The organism is Seohaeicola nanhaiensis, from assembly GCF_042654245.1.
Classification (GTDB): Bacteria; Pseudomonadota; Alphaproteobacteria; order Rhodobacterales; family Rhodobacteraceae; genus Seohaeicola_A; species Seohaeicola_A nanhaiensis.
Genome location: NZ_JBHSGI010000034.1, coordinates 1 through 18,519, shown reverse-complemented (window position 1 = coordinate 18,519; position 18,519 = coordinate 1). Strand labels below are relative to the sequence as shown.

Sequence of the window (18,519 nt, the reverse complement as noted above, 5' to 3'; positions counted from 1 at the left end):
GTGATGCGACCAGCGCTTACCCTGCTTGCCCTTGCCAGCCTCGCGCTCGCCAGCCAGGCGATGCAGGCCCAGGAGGCCGCCGCCCACCTTTCCGTCGAGCTCAACAAGCAGGACGCCGATGGCGACGCCTGCCGGCTGACCTTCGTGGTGACCAATGCCAACCCCGAGGCCATCGACAGCGCCGTCTTCGAAACCGTCCTGTTCGATGACACCGGAAGCGTCGATCGCCTGACCCTTTTCGACTTTGGCGCGCTGCCGCCCGGGCGCGCGCGGGTGCGCCAGTTCCAGGTCGCCGGCCTCGCCTGCGACAGGCTGAGCCGCGTGCTGTTCAACGGCGCCAGCACCTGCACCGTCGCCGGCCAGCCCAGCGACATCTGCGCCGCCTCGCTCGAGGTGACCAGCCGCACGGAAACCGAGGTGCTGCGATGACCGAAGAAATCCTGAACGCCGTCCGTCAGGTCATCGACCTCGGCGGGCCGGTCGTGGCCGTGCTGATCCTCGTCTCGGTGCTGACCGCCGCCGTCATCCTCTACAAGCTCTGGCAGTTCCGCGCCGCCGGTGTCGGCCGCCACGCCGCACTGCGCCGCGCCGTCACGCACTGGGACGCCGGCGCCCGCGCCCAGGCCCAACGCGAGGTGGCCCAGGGCACGACCTACCTGCAACCTCTCTTCGCGCTGGCGATGGACCATGCCCGCGCCGAGGGCATCCGCGCCCGGCTCGAGGCCGAGGCCGAAACCGCCTTCGCAAAGCTCGAACGCGGCTTCCGCTATCTCGATTCCGTGGTCCAGCTCGCCCCCCTGCTCGGGCTGTTCGGCACGGTGCTCGGCATGATCGAAGCCTTCCAATCGCTGCAATCGGCCGGTGCGCAGGTCGACCCCTCGCTGCTGGCCGGCGGCATCTGGGTCGCGCTGCTGACCACCGCCGTCGGCCTTGGCGTGGCCATGCCCACCTCGGTCGTGCTCTCCTGGCTCGAAAGCCGCATGGCCGCCGAACGGGTCATCGCCGAACAGGGCTTTGCCACCATCCTCACGCCTGCCGGCACCGCGCCGGAGGCGCCGCGCAAGACCGGGCTGGCCGCCCATGTCGCTTAGGGCCAAATACCGCCGCCGCGCGCTCTCGATGACGTCTCTGATCGACGTCATCTTTCTCCTGCTGCTGTTCTTCATGCTGACCTCGACCTTCTCCAAGTTCTCGGAACTCGATCTGGCCGCCTCCGGCGCCGCGGGCGCGGCCAGCGACGGAGGGGTCCTGTTCCTCCAGGTCGCCCCCGATAGCCTGCGCCTGAATGCCAAGCCGGTGGACCTGACCGACCTGCCCGCCCGGCTCGACTCCGATGAAGAGAAAAAACTCGTCCTCAGCCTCGCGCCCGAAGTCACCTCGCAGCGGCTGGCCGACGTGCTGGTCGCCCTGCGCACCCGGCCCGGTCTGAAATACACGATCCTTACACCCTCATGAAACGCCCCGCCCCCCGCCGCACCCGCGAACCGACCATCGCGCTGATCAACATCGTCTTCCTGATGCTGGTGTTCTTCATGGTCGCCGGCACCCTGGCCCCCTCGATGGAGCGCGATGTCGAGTTGGTCGAGACCGCCGCGCTCGAAGGCCGCGCGCCGCCCGATGCGCTGGTGATCGCGGCGGACGGCCAGCTACGCTATCGCGGTACCGTGCTGACCTCGGCCTCGGCCTATCTCGACCGGCCCGACAGCCGCGACCGCGCCGTCGTCCGCCTGATGCCCGACCGCGCCCTGCCCGCCGACGACCTGCTGCGCATCGGTGCCGAACTGCGCGCCGCCGGGGCCGACCGCATCGTCATCGCAACCACCCGGTCGCTGCAATGATCCCCCGTTCCCGCAGCCTAGCCGCCCTGGTGCTGGTCGCCTCTGCGGGCAGCCATCTCGCCGCGATGGGCCTGATCTGGCGCGCGCCCGAGGTCCAGATGGAAGGCGGGGCCGAAATGGCGGTCGCCTCGCTGGGGTCGAGCTTTGCCGACATGGCCGCCGGCACCCAGGCGCCCGAAGTCCCCACCACCGCCGAAACGCACAAGACCACCCCGACCGTCACCCCCGCAGCCGCCCCGCCCGTGACCGCAACCCCCGTCGTCCAGCCGACGCCGCAGGTCGCGCCGGAAACGACCAGGGCCGCCCCGCCGCCCGAAACCACCGCTCCGGCGCCAACCGAAACGCCCGTCGTCCCCATGGCCACCCTCACGCCCTCCGAGACGCCTCCGGCCGAGACGCCCCCGGTGCAAACCGCCCGTCTCGCCGAAACGCCGCCCCCGCCCGAGCGGATCGAGGCGCTGCCCGAGGCCCCGCCGCTTGCGGAATCGCTTCGCCCCAAGGCGCGGCCCAAGCCACCGGCGCCCGCGCCCGCGCCGGGCAATGCCGACCGCAACGCCCGCATCGGCACCGACACCGGCCGGGCCGAGGTCAAGAGCAAGGCCGCCCAGTCTGAACGGGCCGGCACCACCACGGCAGCGGGCAACGCGGCGGCCGACAACTACCCCGGCCAGGTCATGCGCCGCATCTCGCGCGTGCCGCGCCCGCGCGTCGCCACGCGCGGCGCCACCGTGGTCGCCTTCTCCATCGCCGCCAACGGCGCGCTCGCCTCGGCCAGCGTGGCACGCTCCTCGGGGTCGACCGAGCTCGACACGGCAGCCCTCGCCGTGCTGCGCAAGGCCGCGCCCTTCCCCGCCCCGCCCGCTGGCGCGCGGCGGCAGTTCTCGATCCGGATCGAGGGCCGCTGACCGGGCATTCTGCGCCTTTACACCGACGCGTGCCTGTCTAAGGTGGCAGCGGGTGGAGGACCGGATGGAACCAGATTTCAGACCCCTCGCAGGGCTGCGGGTCGTCGAGATGACGCATATGATCATGGGCCCGTCCAGCGGCATGTTTCTCGGCTTCCTTGGCGCCGAGGTCATCAAGGTCGAACCGCCCGGCGGCGACAAGACCCGCGACCTGACCGGCATGGGCAGCGGCTTCTACCCGACCTTCAACCGCGGCAAGAAAAGCGTGACGCTCGATCTCGGCAGCGACGCCGGGCGCGACGCGCTGCACCGCCTGCTTGGCACGGCGGATGTCTTCATCGAGAACTTCCGCGACCAGAGCCTTGCGAAGATGGGCCTCGCTCCCGAAGAGCTGCGCGCCCGTTATCCCGACCTCATCGTCTCTTCGCTCAAGGGCTTCCTCAAGGGCCCCTACGAGGACCGCACCGCGATGGACGAGGTCGTCCAGATGATGACCGGCATGGCCTATATGACCGGCCCGACCGGCCGCCCCCTGCGCATCGGCTCCTCGGCCAACGACATCATGGGCGGCCTCTTCGGCGCCTTCGCGGTGCTCGCGGCACTCCTGCAACGCGGCAAGGACGGCAAGGGCCACGCCCTGCGCACCGGCCTCTTCGAGAACTGCCTGTTCCTGGTCTCCCAGCACATGGTCCAGTTCGAACTCGAAGGTCGCGAGGCGCCACCGATGCCCGAACGTGAATTTTCCTGGCCGGTCTACGATATCTTCGAAACCTCCGAAGGCCGCCAGATCTTCATCGGCGCTGTGACCGAGGGCCAATGGATCACCCTTTGCAACCTGCTCAGCCTCGACAGCCTGCGAGACGACCCCCGCCTGCAAAAACGCATGGAGCAGATCGAGGCGCGCGGCTGGACCATCCCCATCGTCGCCGAGGCAGTGCGCGCCCGCAGCTTTGCCGAGCTGATCGAGAAATTCGAGGCCTCGGGCATCCCCTTCTCGCCGATCCATCGCCCGGCCGAGATGTATCAGGACCCCCACGTCCTGCGGCCCGGCGGGCTGATGACCTCGCAGATGCCCGGCGGCCAGACCTACCGCGCCCCGGGCCTGCCCTTCGAGGTCGACAACCTTGGTCTCCCGCAGGACGCGACGGACATCGCCGCCATCGGCGCCGACACCCGGTCGGTGTTTTCGGCCCTCGGCATGTCGGACGACGAGATCGCCCGGGCCAGCGGAGCCCGCGCGTGACCGCGTGCGACACCATCTACCCCTCCGACCGCGTGACCCTGCGCGAGGTCGGCCTGCGCGACGGGCTGCAACTCGCCAAGGCCCTGCCCTCCACAAAGGCCAAACGCGACTGGCTCGCCGCCGAGGCCCGCGCCGGCGTCCGCCACTTCGAGATCGGCTCCTTCCTGCCCGCCGCCCGCTTCCCCCAGTTCGCCCACCTGCCCGAGATGATCGCCGGCTGCGAGGCGCTGAACCTTCATTCCGCCGCGCTCACCCTCAACGACCGCGGCGCCGAGGCGGCTCTGCAGACGGCGGTGCGCGAACTGGTCTGCGTCGTTTCCTCGACCGAGGCGCACAGCCAGGCCAATGCCCGCCGCTCGCGCGACGAAGCGGTGGCGCTGGTCTCCCGCATCGTCGCGCTGCGGGATGCGCAGGCGCCCGGCAAGCTGGTCAACGCCGGTCTCGCCATGGCCTTCGGCTGCTCGCTCGCCGGCACGGTCTCCCCTGACGAGGTGCTGCGCCTCGCCGAGGCCTGTCTCGCCGCCGGGGCCGATATCGTCGGCATCGCCGACACCGTGGGCTTTGCCGGCCCCCGCGCCGTCGGCGACCTCTGCGCCCGCATGGAAAAGCTCTGCGGTCCGCGCCCCTTCATCATCCACCTGCACGACACCCGCGGCATGGGGATCGCCAATGCCGCCGCCGCGCTCGACAATGGCGCGCGGGTGATCGATGCCTCGCTCGGCGGCCTGGGCGGCTGCCCCTTCGCGCCCGGCGCCACGGGCAACGTGGTGTTCGAAGACATCGTCTTTCTGGCCGAAACCATGGGATTTGCCACCGGCATCGACCTCGACGGCCTGAAAGCGGCCCGCGCCATCGCCGAAGCGGCGATGCCGGGCGAACCGTTCCACGGCGCGCTGCACCGCGCCGGCGCACCACCGAACCTGACCTGGCGGGCCGACGCCCGCTGAAACCTGTCTTTGGGAGGAGACCAGACATGAAGACCATCACCCGGGCCGCGCTCGCGGCCGCCATCCTGTCCGCCGGCGCTGGCACCGCCTTTGCCCAGACCGTCATGCGCTGCAGCCATCAGCTGCCACCGGCGCACCACATCGCCAAGGTCGTCGACCGCTGGGCCGCCGAGGTCGAAAAGTTGTCCGAAGGCGAACTCGACGTGCAGGTCTTCGGAGCCGACAGCCTCGTTGGAGCGCGCGATAACATCGTCTCGACCGCCAAGGGCGACATCGAATGCGCCTTCTCGCTGAACTTCCAATGGGGCAAGACGCTGCCGATCATGAACGTCACCGTGGCGCCCTTCGCCTTCGGCGACATCGAGATCTGGAAGAAATGGCCTACCTCCGAGGCGGCCGCCTTCCTGGAAGAAAAACTGCTGGAAAAAGGCGTGAAGAACGTCGTCTGGATGTTCCAGACCAATACCTCGGTCTTCACCACCAAGGGCGAACCGCTGGTCAAACCGGAAGACTTCAAGGGCCTCAAGATCCGCGGTCTGACCCCGCCCTTCGATGCCGCCCTCGCCGCCCTTGGCGCGACCCCGACGGCGATGCCCGGCTCCGAGGTCTATCAGGCGCTCGCCACCGGCGTGGTCGATGGCGCGATCACCGACGTGGCCGCCGCCGTCTCGCGCAAATACTACGAGGTGCAGGATGCCTTTACCGTCGTCCCGGTCCTCTCGGCCTATCTGCATGGCTACCTAAATCCGGCCTTCTATGACGGCCTCTCGGACAAATCCAAGGAAGCGCTGAAACAGGCCGGGCTGGAAGCCTCGGAATGGGCCATCGAAGCCTCGACCGAAGCCGGCAACGCCGGGCCGGACCAGCTTCGCGAGAAGGGCGTGAAGGTGCATATCGCCACCCCCGAGGAAAACGCCGCGCTCGAAGCTGTCATGCGTCCCGCCTTCGACAAGGCCTTCGGCGAAGGCGACGCCGACAGCCAGAAACTGCTCGACCTGCTGGGCAAGATGTAGCCCCGGATGCACGGACAGGAACCAGAGAGCGGGGCAGCCGATGCCCCGCTCTTCCCCGACCGGATCGTGACCGCGCTCGTGCGCCTCTGCGGCGCACTCAGCGCGCTGCTGATCCTCGTCATCCTCGCCCAGATCACCGTCGCCGTTGTGCGCCGCTACCTGCTCGACCGGCCGCTGCAATGGAATGACGAGATGATCGGCTATCTGCTGGTCGCCGCCGTTATGCTGGGCGCGGCCGAGGCGCTGCGGCGCGGCGATCACATCGCCATCGACCTCCTGCCCTCGCGCGTCGGACCACGGGCGAAACCGGGACTTCAGGCGCTCTCCGCGCTCAGCGTCATCGCCTTCGCGGCGGTGGTGGGGGTCTCAATCTGGGACTCCATCGCCTTTGCCATCAGCTTCGGCTCCTATTCGGTCGGCTACATCGAAATCCAGACATGGATCCCGCAGATCCCCGTCCTGATCGGCTGTGTCCTGCTGGCCCTGATGGCGCTGGTCCGCCTGTTGCAGGTGATCCGCGGATGACCCTGTTCCTCGTCTTCGCCGGGCTGATCCTGCTGCTGCTGACCGGCATCCCGATCTTCGCCGCCCTCGGCCTTGCCGCCGCCACGATTATGATGATCGCCGAGGGCGACATCGACGGCCTTGGCGATGCCGTCTACGCCCATCTCGACAAGCCCGCGCTCGCCACCATCCCGCTCTTCGTCTTCATGGCCCAGGTCATGATCCGCGCCAAGGTGATTGACGAGCTCTACGACTTCGCCCATGCGCTCATCGGCCACGTGAAGGGCGGCCTCGGCGTCGCCACGGTCATGGCCTGCACCATCTTCGCCGCCATCTCGGGATCGTCCGTCGCCACCGCCCTCTCCATCGGGTCGAGCGCCATCCCCCAGATGAAGCGCTTCGGCTACCCCGAACGCGACGCGCTTGGTGTCGTCGCCGCCGGCGGCACGCTCGGCATCCTGATCCCGCCCTCGGGGCCGATGATCCTCTACGCCATCGTCTCCGAGGCCTCGATCGGCGGCCTCTTCCTCGCCGGCGTCGTTCCGGGCCTGATGCTGGCGGTGATCTTCGCGATTTTCTGCATGATCCAGGCGCGCACCCGGACCGGCATCGCCGCGCCCGACTGGGCCGGCTGGGCGCAGGTCGCCCGCGCCTTCCGCCGCTCGATCTGGGCGCTGCTGGCACCGCCCCTGGTCATGGGCGGAATTTACTTCGGCGTCTTCACCGCGACCGAGGCCGCCGCCGCCGGCTCGCTCTACGCGCTGATCGTGGCTTTCCTCGCCGGGCGCGGCTTCGGCCTCGCCGACCTCTGGCACTGCGCCGTCAGCGCCATGCGCACCTCGATGATGATCTTCCTGATCATCGCCGGCGCCGCGATGTTCGGCCATGCCATCACGCTGATCCGCCTGCCCGTAGGCGTCACCGAAACCGTCGCGGGCCTCGGCCTTGGCCCGCTCGGCTTCATCCTCGTGGTGATGGCGCTGATCTTCGTGCTGGGCATGTTTCTCGAATCCATTGCCATCATCCTGATCACCACGCCGATCCTTCTGCCCACGCTGATCGGCCTTCAGATCGACCCGATCTGGTATGGCATCCTGCTGATGATCAATCTGGAACTGGCGATGATCACGCCCCCCGTGGGCATGAACCTCTTCGTGATCAAGGGCATCACCAACGCCACGCTCTCGACCATTGTGCGCGGGGCCAGCCCCTTCGTCCTGCTGATGATCGCCGGCATGGGCCTGCTGATCCTCTTCCCCGACCTCGCCACCTGGCTGCCCAGGGCTGCGGGGTACGGACGTTAAAAGGCGCGGCCCTCCCCCCGACCGGGACAGGGCCGCCCCTGGCCTTAAAGCACGACCTTCACCGTGCGGGTGTCCGGCACGTTCACCGTGCCCTTCGCAACAAGGAACTCCTCCATCAGGTCATAGATCGCCGGCCCCTCGGTCCCTTCGTTGACCGAGGCCCAGCCGCCGACGGTATAGGTCTTGTCGGCCTCTATCGCGGTGCCGTCCTCCAGCGCCATATCCGCGATACGCCCGCCCATCTCGTTGTTGACGTGGCAGGTGTAGGTCATGCCGCCCACCCGCACCATGTCACCGCCCTGCTGATAGAACGGGTCCTTGTTGAACAGGTTGTCGCAGACGTCCTCCAGGATCACCTTCAGCTGCGCCCCCGTCATCTCGTTGCGATAGACCGCCGGATAGCTCATCGAGGTCTCGGTATAGAGATCGTCCACCGTGATATCCTGCCCCGGCAGCAGCGTGGTCCCCCAGCGGAACCCCGGCGACAGCGCGATCTGCACGTCGCGCCGCTCGCGGATGCCCTGGCAGATCAGATCGTCCCAGGTCCCGTTGAAATTGCCGCGCCGGTAGAGCAGCGAGTCATTCTTCGCCAGCACCCGGTTCAGCTCACCAGCGTGGGGGTCGCGGAACTCGGCGATCTTCGCCGCCATCTCGGCATCCGCCGCGATCACGTCCGAAAAGACCGGGATCAGGCGCGAGCTGTGCCCCACCACCTTGCCGTCCTTCACCTCCAGATCGACCCGGCCCAGATACTTTCCGTGGCTGCCCGAGGACAGGATCAGCGTCCCCGCGACCTCGACCGCCTCGGGCACCGCATCATGGGTATGCCCGGTCAGGATCACGTCCAGCCCGCTCACCACCGTGGCCAGCTTTCGGTCGACATCAAAACCGTTGTGCGACAGCAGCACCACCACCTCGGCCCCTTCAGCGCGGGCGGTATCGACGTTCTCCTGCAACGTCTCGGCCCGGATGCCAAAGCTGTATTCGGGGAACATCCACTTGGGGTTCGCAATCGGCGTATAGGGCATGGCCTGCCCGATCACGGCCACCTTGACCCCACCCTTCTCGAACATCTTCATCGCCTCGAAGGCCGGCTCGTCCCATTCCACGTCGAAGACGTTCTGGGCCAGCATCGGATATCCCATGCCCTCGATGATCTCCTTCAGCCGCTCGGTGCCGAAGGTGAACTCCCAATGCGCCGTCATCGCATCGGGCTTCAGCAGCGCCATGCAGTCGACCATGTCCTGTCCGTTGGTCTTGAGCGAGGTATAGGAGCCCTGCCAGGTGTCGCCGCCATCGAGGAACAGAACCTTGTCCTCGCCCCGCTCCGCCCGGATCGCCTTGACCAGCGTCGCGGTGCGGTCCAGCCCGCCCAACCGGCCATAGGTGCGCGCCAGATCGACGTAATCGAGATAGGTATGCGCATAGGCGAGCGGACTGCCCCGCTCGATCCCGAAGTGCTTCAGGAACGCTTCGCCCACCAGATGCGGCGGGATGCCCGCATAGTCGCCCACACCGATATTGGTGTCGGGCGGACGGAAATAGACCGGCGCCAGCTGCGCGTGCACATCAGTGAAATGCAGCAGCGTCACCTGCCCCCTGGCATCGAACTGCAGCAGATCCTCCATCGTCAGCTTCTGCTGCGCCAGTGCCCGCAGGGGGTTCGACGCATAGCCCGCCGCGCCGAGCGCGAATGCCGCGTTCACCCCGTACTGGATAAAGTCTCGTCTCGTGATCGGCACGGCATGTCCTCCCTGCGGCCAAGATATAGAAATATGCGAATGTCATTATGACTTCTACGCGCACCGCCGCCCCCCGTCAATTTCCTCTCATGCGCCGCCCCCGGCGCGCCCGCACGACAAAGGCAGCACGCCCAGACAAATTTCGCCTTGTCTTCAAACCGCACCCGAATTAGACGCACAGATGGAGACGTGGCCGAGTGGTCGAAGGCACACCCCTGCTAAGGGTGCAGACGGGAAACCGTCTCGAGGGTTCGAATCCCTTCGTCTCCGCCACTTGCCCTTGCTAAAGCGTTCTCCCGATCCGGCTGCGGCCGGATTTTTCCGTTGTTTTCGAGGGTTATGCAGGAGGGCCTGAGCACGGGCCTTGGCGCCAGGAGGCCCGAAGGCGGTCTATCAGGGCCGATACTCTCCGGACCTCATGACTGAGCCGATTTGGTGAATAGCTTGCAACTCACTGTTAATAGTAAGTTTTCCCGCAGGCCGACCAAAACACTTCGACCGAAGTCGCGTCCGGAGAGATGGAACATAAATCGAACATTCTCTGAACTGTATGTCGTTCGCAGTTTAGCAGTTTCTGCCACGCGCGAAGCCTCTAATTTGGGGGTGTCCGCAAACCTTGCTGGTCAACTGTGCGGGCTTTGCAACCGTTTCATTTTCGGTAGGTCGTGGCAGTGGCGGCGAAGTCTCGGGCTTGGCCGAGCTGAAAACTGGTGTAGTCCTTGACACAAGGTAGTCGGTGTACCATTTATTATACAAGGTATAAATATATGGTGTGAAATGATAACGGGACATGTCTTCATCGCTACCAGTCTGGACGGCTTCATCGCTCGAAGCGACGGCGATATCGCCTGGCTTCTGGAGCGCGACAACCCCGACGAAGACCATGGCTATGATGCCTTCATTGCGGACATCGACATCGTTCTGATGGGCCGCGGAACCTTCGAGAAAATGCGAGCCGTAAGGCCTTGGCCCTACACTCGTCCTGTGGTCGTCTTATCCTCGACGTTGACACAGTCCGATGTGCCGGACGACCTGACCAAAAAGGTCCGGGTCGCGAACAAGGCTCCCGAAGAGGGGATGCGAGTGCTGGAGATTGAAGGACATCGGAAGGTATACGTCGATGGCGCCCTTCTCATTCAGTCATGCCTTCGGGCCGGCTTAATCGCCGATATGGTGATCACGAGCGTTCCGGTGCTCCTTGGTGAAGGACGCCGGTTGTTCGGCAAGACCGGCGCGGACATTTCGCTTCGCCTCGAGGGAACGAAGAGCTTTCCCTCCGGACTTGTCCAGTCCCGCTACCGGGTCGAAGCATGAAGCGGCCTCGGGGGAGGCCGCCCCGGGCGGAAGCTCCTGCCTCGCGCGACGACATGGTCGTTGCTGCCCTCGATCTTTTGGATTCCGAGGGGGCAGACGCCCTAACGATGAGAGCGCTGGCGGAGCGTCTCGGCATCAACCCAATGACAATCCATCATCACTTCGGCGGACGAGATGGCTTGATCGGCGCGATGTCGGAAGCGGTGTATGCGCAGGTAACGGCGCTGGAGCACGGCACTCCAATAGATCGAATTGGTGAGATACTGATGGCATACTATGCCCAGGTGCTTCGCTACCCGGGCCTGACCATGCTGATCTTCAGCCGGCCGACCGTTTTCCCGAAGCAGGCAGAACGGATCACCGACGAGATCTCTGCCCTTCTGTCCGAAGTCGGCCTGCCGGATGACCGGACGTGGCGGTGGCGCGATATACTCGTGGACTTCACTCACGGCTCTGCCTTGGCGACTGCGATGAGCGCTACGGGCTTGGACTGTGCCCCACAAGAAGATCAGGGATATACCATGGCACTGACAGAGCTGTTGACGGGACTGAAAAGGGCATCTGACCGGTAAGCGCTCGCGGCTGCCGCATCTGACACGTCACCAGATTTATAAGGCCTGGATGCACCATTCTGTGAAACAACCAAGCACTAGACTTGCCCGGTTTTTGTGGAGAGCGATTAACTCACTTCGCTGGCCTTTCGCTCGAATGCGTTCGGGCTCACGAAGCCGAGCGATGAATGTCGCCTGTTGGGATTGTCGAACCCGTCGATGTATCTGGCGATGGCATTTTCCGCCTGCTTGCGGGTTTGCCAAGCAACCGACCACAACAGTTCTGACTTAATGGACTTGAAGAAGGTCTCGACCATGGCGTTGTCATAACAGTTCCCCTTGCCACTCATGGAGATCAGGATGCCGCGCTTTTGGAGCTCCGCCTGATAGTCGACAGAGCAGTATTGGCTTCCGCGGTCGCTGTGATGGACCAAGCCGGGCTTTGGATTGCGAGTTGCAAAGGCGCGCCGCAGAGCTTCGAGGGCGAGGTTGCGCTTCAGCCGGTCGCTCACGGCCCAGCCCACGACCCGTCGGGAGAAGAGATCGATGATCACGGCCAGGTAGAGCCAACCCTCAGCAGTCCAGACGTAGGAGATGTCAGCGCCCCACTTCCTGTCAGGGGCTTCCGCCGAGAAGTCCTGGACAACATGGTTGGGGGCGATAGGCCAAGCATGTTCACTGTCGGTCGTGCGCTTGAACCGGCGCTTCTGTCGGGCGACCAACCTTTTCTCTTTCATCAGGCGCGCTGTTCGGTGCCGCTCGATCTGGTGCCCCTCATCGACGAGATCGCGGTGCATGCGAGGACTGCCGTAGGTCCCGTTCGACAGTGCAAAGGCCGTTCGAATGTGCGCGAGATGGATCATGTCCTGCCGCTGGCGATGACAGGCGGGGCGGCCCCGCCAAGCGAAGAACCCGCTCTGGCTGGTACCGAGAACATGGCACATCCGCTGGATCAGGAAGCAGGCCTTCTCCGCTTCGATGAAGGCAAAGCTCATCGACTTGCGTCTTTCACGAAGAAGGCTGCGGCCGTTTCTAAGATATCGCGCTCCTGCTTCAGAACCGCGTTCTCGCGCCGCAACCGCTTCAGCTCAGCGTGCAGGTCGACCGATGCCTAGACAGGCTTACAAGCGTCATACTCGCCACTGAGCCAGCGTCAACGTCGAGAGCCCGATGCCCAGATCTTCTGCGATCTCGCGCCGTGTCCGGCCGCTTGTCAGTGCAAGCCTAACCGCTTCCCGCCGAAACTCCGGCGTCGGTCTGTTTCCGTTTCCCATAGAACACCTCCTGGTCCCTCAGTTGGTGCTCTCCACTTTTTCCGGGCAAGTCCAATCCCGTTTTCTGAGATTCATTAAAACACTCAAACTAGATGGCGGCTCACTCTTTCGGCTTGTTTTCATAGCACGTATAGATGAAGAGCTTTGGAAATCGTGTAAAAGCGGATATCGCTCACGATGGGTTTCCTTCAAAACGGTTTGATTGCCTAGGTGTCAATTCCTGTGATACTTCTGAATTCAGACTTCTAAAATAGAACTGACGTCGCGCCCTGTGCGAATATTCGACGCAGGGCGTGAGCACTGCGCTCAGCGTCGTAACGTTCCTTCACATTCATGCGTCCCCTTGCCCCCATGCTTCGAGCCAAATCCGGATTGGCAAGGAGGCGGACCAACGCTTGGGCCAGCTTCTGCGAGTCGCCCGGAGGCACGAGAAACCCGGTTTCAGCATCGCGTACAAGCTCGGGAATGCCGTCGATGTCTGATGCAATGACCGGCAACCCACTTGCCATAGCTTCCATAATTACTACCGGAAGTCCTTCAGAGAGGCTGGGCACCACCAGCACATCCGCCTTGCTCATTGCATTAGCGACGCCGTCTTCGCCCAGCGAGCCCCGGAACACGACGAAGTCCCCAAGTCCCCGATCCGCGACAAGCGATTGAAGCAAGGGATATTCCGGCCCTTCTCCGACAATGTCGAGCTCCGCTGCGATTCCGCAATTACGAGCCATGGCAAGCGCCTCAACTAGGACATGTACACCCTTTCTAGGGACGAGGCGACCCACAAACAGGAGCTTCCGCCCGGTGCGCACATTATCCGTTGCGTATTCCGCGAAGGTGATCCCGCAGGGAATCGTTACCACTTTCCAGCTATGTTCCGTCAAACAATGGCGAAGGGCTTTCTCGCGGCCGTCCCTACTTATGCAGACAGTCGAACGGGCATGAGCGATCTTGACATCTAGCCTCCAAATATCTGCGGCGTCGAACACTTCGGGGCCGTGGAGGGTCATGCTAAAGGGAATCCCGACAAGCTTCGCGGCAAGCATCGTCACCGTTCCACTTGAATCTCCGAGATGGTTGTGTGCGTGCACGATACCTCTCCGGTGCAGGAATTCCGCTAAGATCATCGCTTCCAAGAAATAGGCCGCATATCGAAGATAGACGACGATCGGTCCGGCCGGGCGCGCTCTCAGCGCGAGCGACAGCGTCGCAAGCAGCCGCGCAGGGTTGGCGACCGCGGTGCCCAACGCACGAAGGACTGTGAGGGGGTTTCTTGCACATCCCAGGACGCTGTAAACACGATCGGCTTCTTCCCTCTGGAATCCTCCTCTCAGTGATTGGCGATCGGGCGGCCTGATTGTCACAGTGACGACGTCACATCCGGCCCTTCTAAGTGCCCGGACTTCGCGGTCGATGAAAGTTAGGGAGAGCCCGGGATAGCAACCCGTCACAAAGGCAATGGGGCCGGCCGACTCTAAGTTGGCATTATCGTCCCGCATGGCTCATTTGCCGCCTTGCGCGCTCGAAGAAGCGTCGAAGCGAGGATCTCGGTTGATGACCTCTAAACGGTCGCAGATCGCTGCCGTCCGTGCTTCGGTTTCTGTAGAAGTTCGGGACTGTCCTGAGGTCGGTAGTTTCGAGGTGGAAGACCTCACAAGATGCGGAAGCCTGTGGTGGAACGATCCACGCCCAGTCTGCCGAGACAGGTCTGCCTGCCGAGCCCTCGCGCGACAGGAACTGCATGAACTGATCGGTAGCGGTGTGGTGGTCCAGCATAGTGACGCCAGCAGCCTCGAAGGACTCAAGCATTGCGCGGTTGAGTTCCGTAAGGGCCTTGTCACGCCAGAAAACGTCGCTGACATACGAGCTCTGCCCGAAGCAACGAGCGACATCTGGGAGGAGATTGTATCGCGTCCGATCCGCCAAGTTGCGCGAGGCAATCTCGGTGCACATGTAGAAACCGTTGAATGGAGCGCAGGGATACTCAATTCCACCGATCGAGAGGATCATGTCGCTTATGAGCGGAATCGCGTACCAACGAAGTCCGAGATCATTGAGATCAGGAAATTCGGGGTGGCGGATTGCCACTTCCCGCACGAGGCCGTCCGGGAGGTTGAAAAGTCGCCTGTGCCCCGCCCCGTCGCGCATCAAGACAGGTAGAATGTCAAAAGGACCCGGATCGTGCGGTCCGTGCCATCCCAGGGCCTTAACGACTCTTGTGAATTCCACCGAACGTCGGTCGCCGGTCACCTGACCGTCTGATCCCAAATAGCCCGCATACTGGATGACTTGCGGGCTTTCGACGTACGACGAGGGCTCGTTGTCTCGGGCCGAAGGATATATCGAGATCACCGAGCGAACACGTCCATCTCCCTGCGCGAGCGCCAAATGATCGCAGAGGTCTGCGAATATGCCCTCTGGAGTCGAAACGTTTCTCCGATCGCGTACGATCAGATTGTCCCAGTAAAGCCGTCCAAGACATCGAGCATGGTTACGCCATGCGAGCTTGGCCCCGAACGCGAGTTCTTCACCTGTGTGCTCATACCAACCGAAACGAAGGATGTGTCCTGATGCCTGGGCCCATCGTCTTCTAAACGCGGCCCTGCTTTGATTGGAGGCTTGGGCGAAAAGCTCAAGAAACGCATGCGCCTCGTCCAGCCGATCAAAGCAAGTCAACCGACGCAGACGGTTTCCCAGTGCTCCGACACCGCGAATCTGGTCGCGTCCCATTAATTGCCGTTGCCAACGACGCTGCATCACATCAAGCCGTCGAACTGGCGCGCTGTTGCCGGGAGGGGTTTTCGATTGATTTCGTGCACGACCGCGAGAGCGCGCGCTTTAGCCCGCCGATACTCCGGGGTCACCCGGCGCCTCTGATAGAGCGCCCGGGCCATCCTTGCGTCTAACCCGGAAAGCCGCAGCTCTTCCGGATTAGCCGAATTCGACTGAAGTGTATGGTAAATTGGTGTCTCCAAGGGAACGGAAAAATCGTTAAACCGAATCCGATCAATGAAAGGTTCATTCTGTTCGAGGAAGTCTGCAGTGGCGATCATGTCCTCACTGGTCTCTCCCGGGTACCCCTTCATCATCGTACAACGGACTGAAATTCCAGCGGCATGCGCGTCCCTGAGGAAAGTCTCGTTCGTTTTGACATTACAGCCCTTCCTCATTGAATCGAGAAGTCTCTGGCTGCCGCTCTCCAACCCGAAACTGATCCGCCGCATGCCGCCCGCGGAGGCCGCGAAGAGATCGCGCCTTGAAAGACCGTTGTCACGGCGCTGATCAACATGAACGGTCCCAATCCACTGCGCGCCGCGTACATATTTTCGCAGATCGCGCGCGATGGCGCGAAACATCGCAGGATTCGAATTCAGCTTAAGATCGAGGAACATGAAATCACGCGCAGCATAGCGCTCAGACTGAACCTGGAGTTCGAGAACGACACTCTCGACGCTTCTCGTCCGGAACTTTCGGCCACTTGCCGAAATCACGTCGCTGCAGAACGTGCACTTATCCCACTGGCAGCCCCGTCCTGCGAGGACCGGTACGATCCGGCTAGGATAGCGGTCCCAAGGGAAGTCCTCAAAATCGGGAAACAGCGCGCCGTCGAGGGGCCTGAGCGGTTCGGCCGGCACGCTACTGGTACCGTCAGGAAGCGTGACGCCAGGGAAGGCGTCCAGTCCAGCGCCGCGGCATATCGCATCCACCATGCCTGCCAGCTGAAATTCCACTTCGCCACCGATAACCGCGGTAACGCCCGGAAGCACGCGCCATTCATCTACGACACCCGACAGGTTGAACATTGGTCCGCCGAGTAAGACCGGCACACCACGGCTCCGGGCGATCCGACCGATCCCTTTCACCGTGTGGTAGTGCTCTAGATAGGCGGAAAGCAGTACCACATCGGCTCCATCCGCAATTGCCCGCTCGACAGCATTGAGGACGACCTGCCGAGGCCGCTGTGCCAACCATTCGCGAGGCGCGCGCGCCCGATCCCTCAACCACTTCACCGCGCTGTAGTCAGAGAGGCGAATGCGACGATGCATGGCATCCCAAAAGCTTTCTTCGCGCTCGCGTGCCGCAGACGGAACATCGAGTGCAAGTGGGCAGATCACCTGCACTGAACAGCCTTTTGCACGAAGGGCGGCGGTCAGGATGCCAACAGCGAGTGTGGGAAAACTGGTGAACCTGTTGAGATCGACGAGAACGACCCTCCGTCCCGCCAGTAGAGGTTCGATACGGTTGGCGAAGGAGTGTGCAGCCCGATCAGTCGTGCCCCAAATGCCCTCAATATGATTCAATCTACGCCCTCAAAAAAGCCAATTGAACGCGACAACATTCGTCGGGGCAGTTTCATCAGAAATGCCGGAAACATTACCCAAAAGTCCCCAGCCAGCACGTCAAGATTTATAAGTGGTCAAATCAATGAACAGATCAAGTTTTTTGTTTAAGTCGCAGGCATTGTGCGCCAAACTTGCGGGTAATCACCCAAGATCCGTTTCCTTCTCGGCTTTGAGGTAGAGTCCGCTCCAATCAGGAGACGGACGATGAAGCGAGCCATTTGATTTGTCCAAGCTGCCGGGCGATCGGAACTCCGTCAAGCATCGAAGTTCCACCCGGCACATTCTCCGTGCTCTTCTCGCAAGTGGCAGCTTCGTCTGCAGAGCTGACCTTGGCATGACAGAACAGGCTGCATGACGTCACCGATGGCCAATTTGGGAAAGCTGCGCCGCAGCCAAGTCCGACCTGGCGAGGGTCGCCTAAGGGCCGGAAGCGTCATGGTGATCCGCATGGGCGACCATCCGTTCTACCGGAACACCGCATGGCCGTTTCGAGCCCGACTATCGGGCAAGATATAGTTTTACGGCACTAGCCCCCCTGCAACGGTTAGCACCGTCCCTGAAACGAAAACGGCCTTCCGCGACGCGAGCCAGACTGCCGCCTCGGCTATGTCCGCAGGCTCGGCAATCCGGCCCAAAGGGGTCGTGGCCGCAACTAGGGCGGGTCGATCGGGGTTACCTTCTCGCAAGTGCAACTCGGTGTTCGTGGTGCCGACCCGAATTGCGCATACGCGAATGCCCAAGGGTCCCAGTTCCTTGCCTGCACCAATGGTCAAAGTTTCGACGGCCCCCTTTGATGCCGCGTAGTGCACATACTCTCCAGGTGACCCGAGCGTGGCGGCAATGGAGGACATGTTGACAATCGCGCCACCCGCGCCGCCCCAGTCGGTTCTCATCCGTCGCGCCGCTTCTTGAAGGCAATACACCGTCCCGAAGAGGTTTGTCGCAAATGTAGTGGAAAGGGCCTCTTCGGAAACCTCTGTTACGGTCGCACTTCCTCCAATGATCCCGGCGTTATTCACCAGGCACGAAAGCGATCCGAGGGTGCGGTCGCAGATGTCGAACATCTCGACTACCGAAGCACGGTCGGCGACGTTTGCAGCAACGGAGAAAGCTCGGGCACCCATCTCCTCGCATCGAGCCACAGTATCGGCCGCCCCGACGGCATCGGTTTGATAGTTCACACAGACATCATAGCCGCTCTTGGCAAAAGCCAAAGCAGTTGCAGCGCCGATACCCTTGCTGGCACCCGTGATGAGTACGGTAGGCCGATCAGTCATAGCCCGATGTTACACCCGCCTGAGTAGTATTCCAGAGCGTTCTAGAGCATTTCTGGAACGACCCGGGATATCCTGCAGAGCCGACCGCCGGTCACTGCCCGGACTCACACACCTAGCGAACGGAAGCTATCACTGGCCCCTTAAACAACTTAGCGCTGGGCTGTGGGTCGATCCGCGCCGGTCACGACGTATGCGCAAACTGAATCGTCCCGGTTTCACCGGAGACCTTTAGCTTCATTTCACGCGACCATATCGAGCACGTCGTGC

The 18,519-nt window shown here is 63.1% G+C and carries 18 protein-coding genes, 1 tRNA gene and 1 pseudogene; 13 read left to right on the top strand and 7 right to left on the bottom strand.

The window, feature by feature from the left end:
- The first annotated feature begins 3 nt into the window (after nucleotides 1-3).
- From ACFO5X_RS24065 to ACFO5X_RS24020, 10 genes are all read left to right on the top strand, one after another.
- Complete coding sequence (locus ACFO5X_RS24065; protein ID WP_380722407.1) at nucleotides 4-429, top strand: hypothetical protein; 426 nt, start codon at nucleotides 4-6, stop codon at nucleotides 427-429.
- On the top strand, nucleotides 426-1,091 hold the full coding sequence (locus ACFO5X_RS24060) for a MotA/TolQ/ExbB proton channel family protein (RefSeq protein ID WP_380722405.1): 666 nt from the start codon (nucleotides 426-428) through the stop codon (nucleotides 1,089-1,091). Before ACFO5X_RS24065 ends, ACFO5X_RS24060 begins: the two co-directional genes overlap by 4 nt.
- Nucleotides 1,081-1,455 carry an ExbD/TolR family protein gene (locus ACFO5X_RS24055; protein ID WP_380722403.1) on the top strand — a complete coding sequence of 125 codons (375 nt, stop codon included), beginning with the start codon at nucleotides 1,081-1,083 and terminating at the stop codon, nucleotides 1,453-1,455. The genes ACFO5X_RS24060 and ACFO5X_RS24055 overlap by 11 nt, the downstream gene beginning before the upstream one ends.
- Nucleotides 1,452-1,838 carry an ExbD/TolR family protein gene (locus ACFO5X_RS24050; RefSeq protein ID WP_380722401.1) on the top strand — a complete coding sequence of 129 codons (387 nt, stop codon included), beginning with the start codon at nucleotides 1,452-1,454 and terminating at the stop codon, nucleotides 1,836-1,838. Before ACFO5X_RS24055 ends, ACFO5X_RS24050 begins: the two co-directional genes overlap by 4 nt.
- Nucleotides 1,835-2,743 carry a TonB family protein gene (locus ACFO5X_RS24045; protein ID WP_380722399.1) on the top strand — a complete coding sequence of 303 codons (909 nt, stop codon included), beginning with the start codon at nucleotides 1,835-1,837 and terminating at the stop codon, nucleotides 2,741-2,743. Before ACFO5X_RS24050 ends, ACFO5X_RS24045 begins: the two co-directional genes overlap by 4 nt.
- A gap of 64 nt (nucleotides 2,744-2,807) precedes the next feature.
- Entirely contained in the window at nucleotides 2,808-3,986 is a 1,179-nt protein-coding gene (locus ACFO5X_RS24040; RefSeq protein ID WP_380722397.1) for a CaiB/BaiF CoA transferase family protein, read from the top strand.
- Entirely contained in the window at nucleotides 3,983-4,933 is a 951-nt protein-coding gene (locus tag ACFO5X_RS24035) for a hydroxymethylglutaryl-CoA lyase (protein ID WP_380722395.1), read from the top strand. Before ACFO5X_RS24040 ends, ACFO5X_RS24035 begins: the two co-directional genes overlap by 4 nt.
- Nucleotides 4,934-4,959: 26 nt before the next feature.
- Nucleotides 4,960-5,946 carry a TRAP transporter substrate-binding protein DctP gene (gene dctP / locus ACFO5X_RS24030; RefSeq protein WP_380722393.1) on the top strand — a complete coding sequence of 329 codons (987 nt, stop codon included), beginning with the start codon at nucleotides 4,960-4,962 and terminating at the stop codon, nucleotides 5,944-5,946.
- A 6-nt stretch (nucleotides 5,947-5,952) separates the two neighbouring features.
- Nucleotides 5,953-6,471: a TRAP transporter small permease gene (locus ACFO5X_RS24025; protein ID WP_380722391.1), complete on the top strand. Its 519-nt coding sequence runs from the start codon at nucleotides 5,953-5,955 to the stop codon at nucleotides 6,469-6,471.
- Nucleotides 6,468-7,754: a TRAP transporter large permease gene (locus ACFO5X_RS24020; protein WP_380722389.1), complete on the top strand. Its 1,287-nt coding sequence runs from the start codon at nucleotides 6,468-6,470 to the stop codon at nucleotides 7,752-7,754. Before ACFO5X_RS24025 ends, ACFO5X_RS24020 begins: the two co-directional genes overlap by 4 nt.
- Nucleotides 7,755-7,798: 44 nt before the next feature.
- Here ACFO5X_RS24020 and soxB read toward each other — a convergent pair whose 3' ends face one another.
- A complete protein-coding gene (gene soxB, locus ACFO5X_RS24015) occupies nucleotides 7,799-9,496 on the bottom strand; it encodes a thiosulfohydrolase SoxB (RefSeq protein WP_380722387.1) in 1,698 nt (565 codons plus the stop codon).
- A 183-nt stretch (nucleotides 9,497-9,679) separates the two neighbouring features.
- Here soxB and ACFO5X_RS24010 point away from each other — a divergent pair.
- From ACFO5X_RS24010 to ACFO5X_RS24000, 3 genes are all read left to right on the top strand, one after another.
- Nucleotides 9,680-9,769: transfer RNA gene (locus tag ACFO5X_RS24010), tRNA-Ser, on the top strand.
- A gap of 504 nt (nucleotides 9,770-10,273) precedes the next feature.
- A complete protein-coding gene (locus ACFO5X_RS24005; RefSeq protein WP_380722385.1) occupies nucleotides 10,274-10,810 on the top strand; it encodes a dihydrofolate reductase family protein in 537 nt (178 codons plus the stop codon).
- A 53-nt stretch (nucleotides 10,811-10,863) separates the two neighbouring features.
- Nucleotides 10,864-11,382: a TetR/AcrR family transcriptional regulator gene (locus ACFO5X_RS24000; protein ID WP_380722383.1), complete on the top strand. Its 519-nt coding sequence runs from the start codon at nucleotides 10,864-10,866 to the stop codon at nucleotides 11,380-11,382.
- 107 nt (nucleotides 11,383-11,489) lie between these two features.
- Here the strand turns inward: ACFO5X_RS24000 and ACFO5X_RS23995 are convergent.
- From ACFO5X_RS23995 to ACFO5X_RS23970, 6 genes and pseudogenes are all read right to left on the bottom strand, one after another.
- Nucleotides 11,490-12,392 (bottom strand): annotated as a pseudogene (locus tag ACFO5X_RS23995) (IS3 family transposase); the annotation flags it as partial.
- Nucleotides 12,393-12,491: 99 nt separating this feature from the next.
- Complete coding sequence (locus tag ACFO5X_RS23990) at nucleotides 12,492-12,635, bottom strand: transposase (RefSeq protein WP_380722381.1); 144 nt, start codon at nucleotides 12,633-12,635, stop codon at nucleotides 12,492-12,494.
- 245 nt (nucleotides 12,636-12,880) lie between these two features.
- Complete coding sequence (locus ACFO5X_RS23985) at nucleotides 12,881-13,879, bottom strand: glycosyltransferase family 4 protein (protein ID WP_380722379.1); 999 nt, start codon at nucleotides 13,877-13,879, stop codon at nucleotides 12,881-12,883.
- A gap of 238 nt (nucleotides 13,880-14,117) precedes the next feature.
- Nucleotides 14,118-15,389 (bottom strand): nitric oxide synthase oxygenase, encoded by a 1,272-nt coding sequence (locus ACFO5X_RS23980; RefSeq protein WP_380722377.1) that lies wholly within the window; start codon nucleotides 15,387-15,389, stop codon nucleotides 14,118-14,120.
- Nucleotides 15,389-16,933 carry a B12-binding domain-containing radical SAM protein gene (locus ACFO5X_RS23975; protein ID WP_380722375.1) on the bottom strand — a complete coding sequence of 515 codons (1,545 nt, stop codon included), beginning with the start codon at nucleotides 16,931-16,933 and terminating at the stop codon, nucleotides 15,389-15,391. Before ACFO5X_RS23975 ends, ACFO5X_RS23980 begins: the two co-directional genes overlap by 1 nt.
- Nucleotides 16,934-17,493: 560 nt before the next feature.
- Nucleotides 17,494-18,252: an SDR family oxidoreductase gene (locus tag ACFO5X_RS23970; RefSeq protein WP_380722373.1), complete on the bottom strand. Its 759-nt coding sequence runs from the start codon at nucleotides 18,250-18,252 to the stop codon at nucleotides 17,494-17,496.
- Between the last annotated feature and the right edge of the window lie 267 nt (nucleotides 18,253-18,519).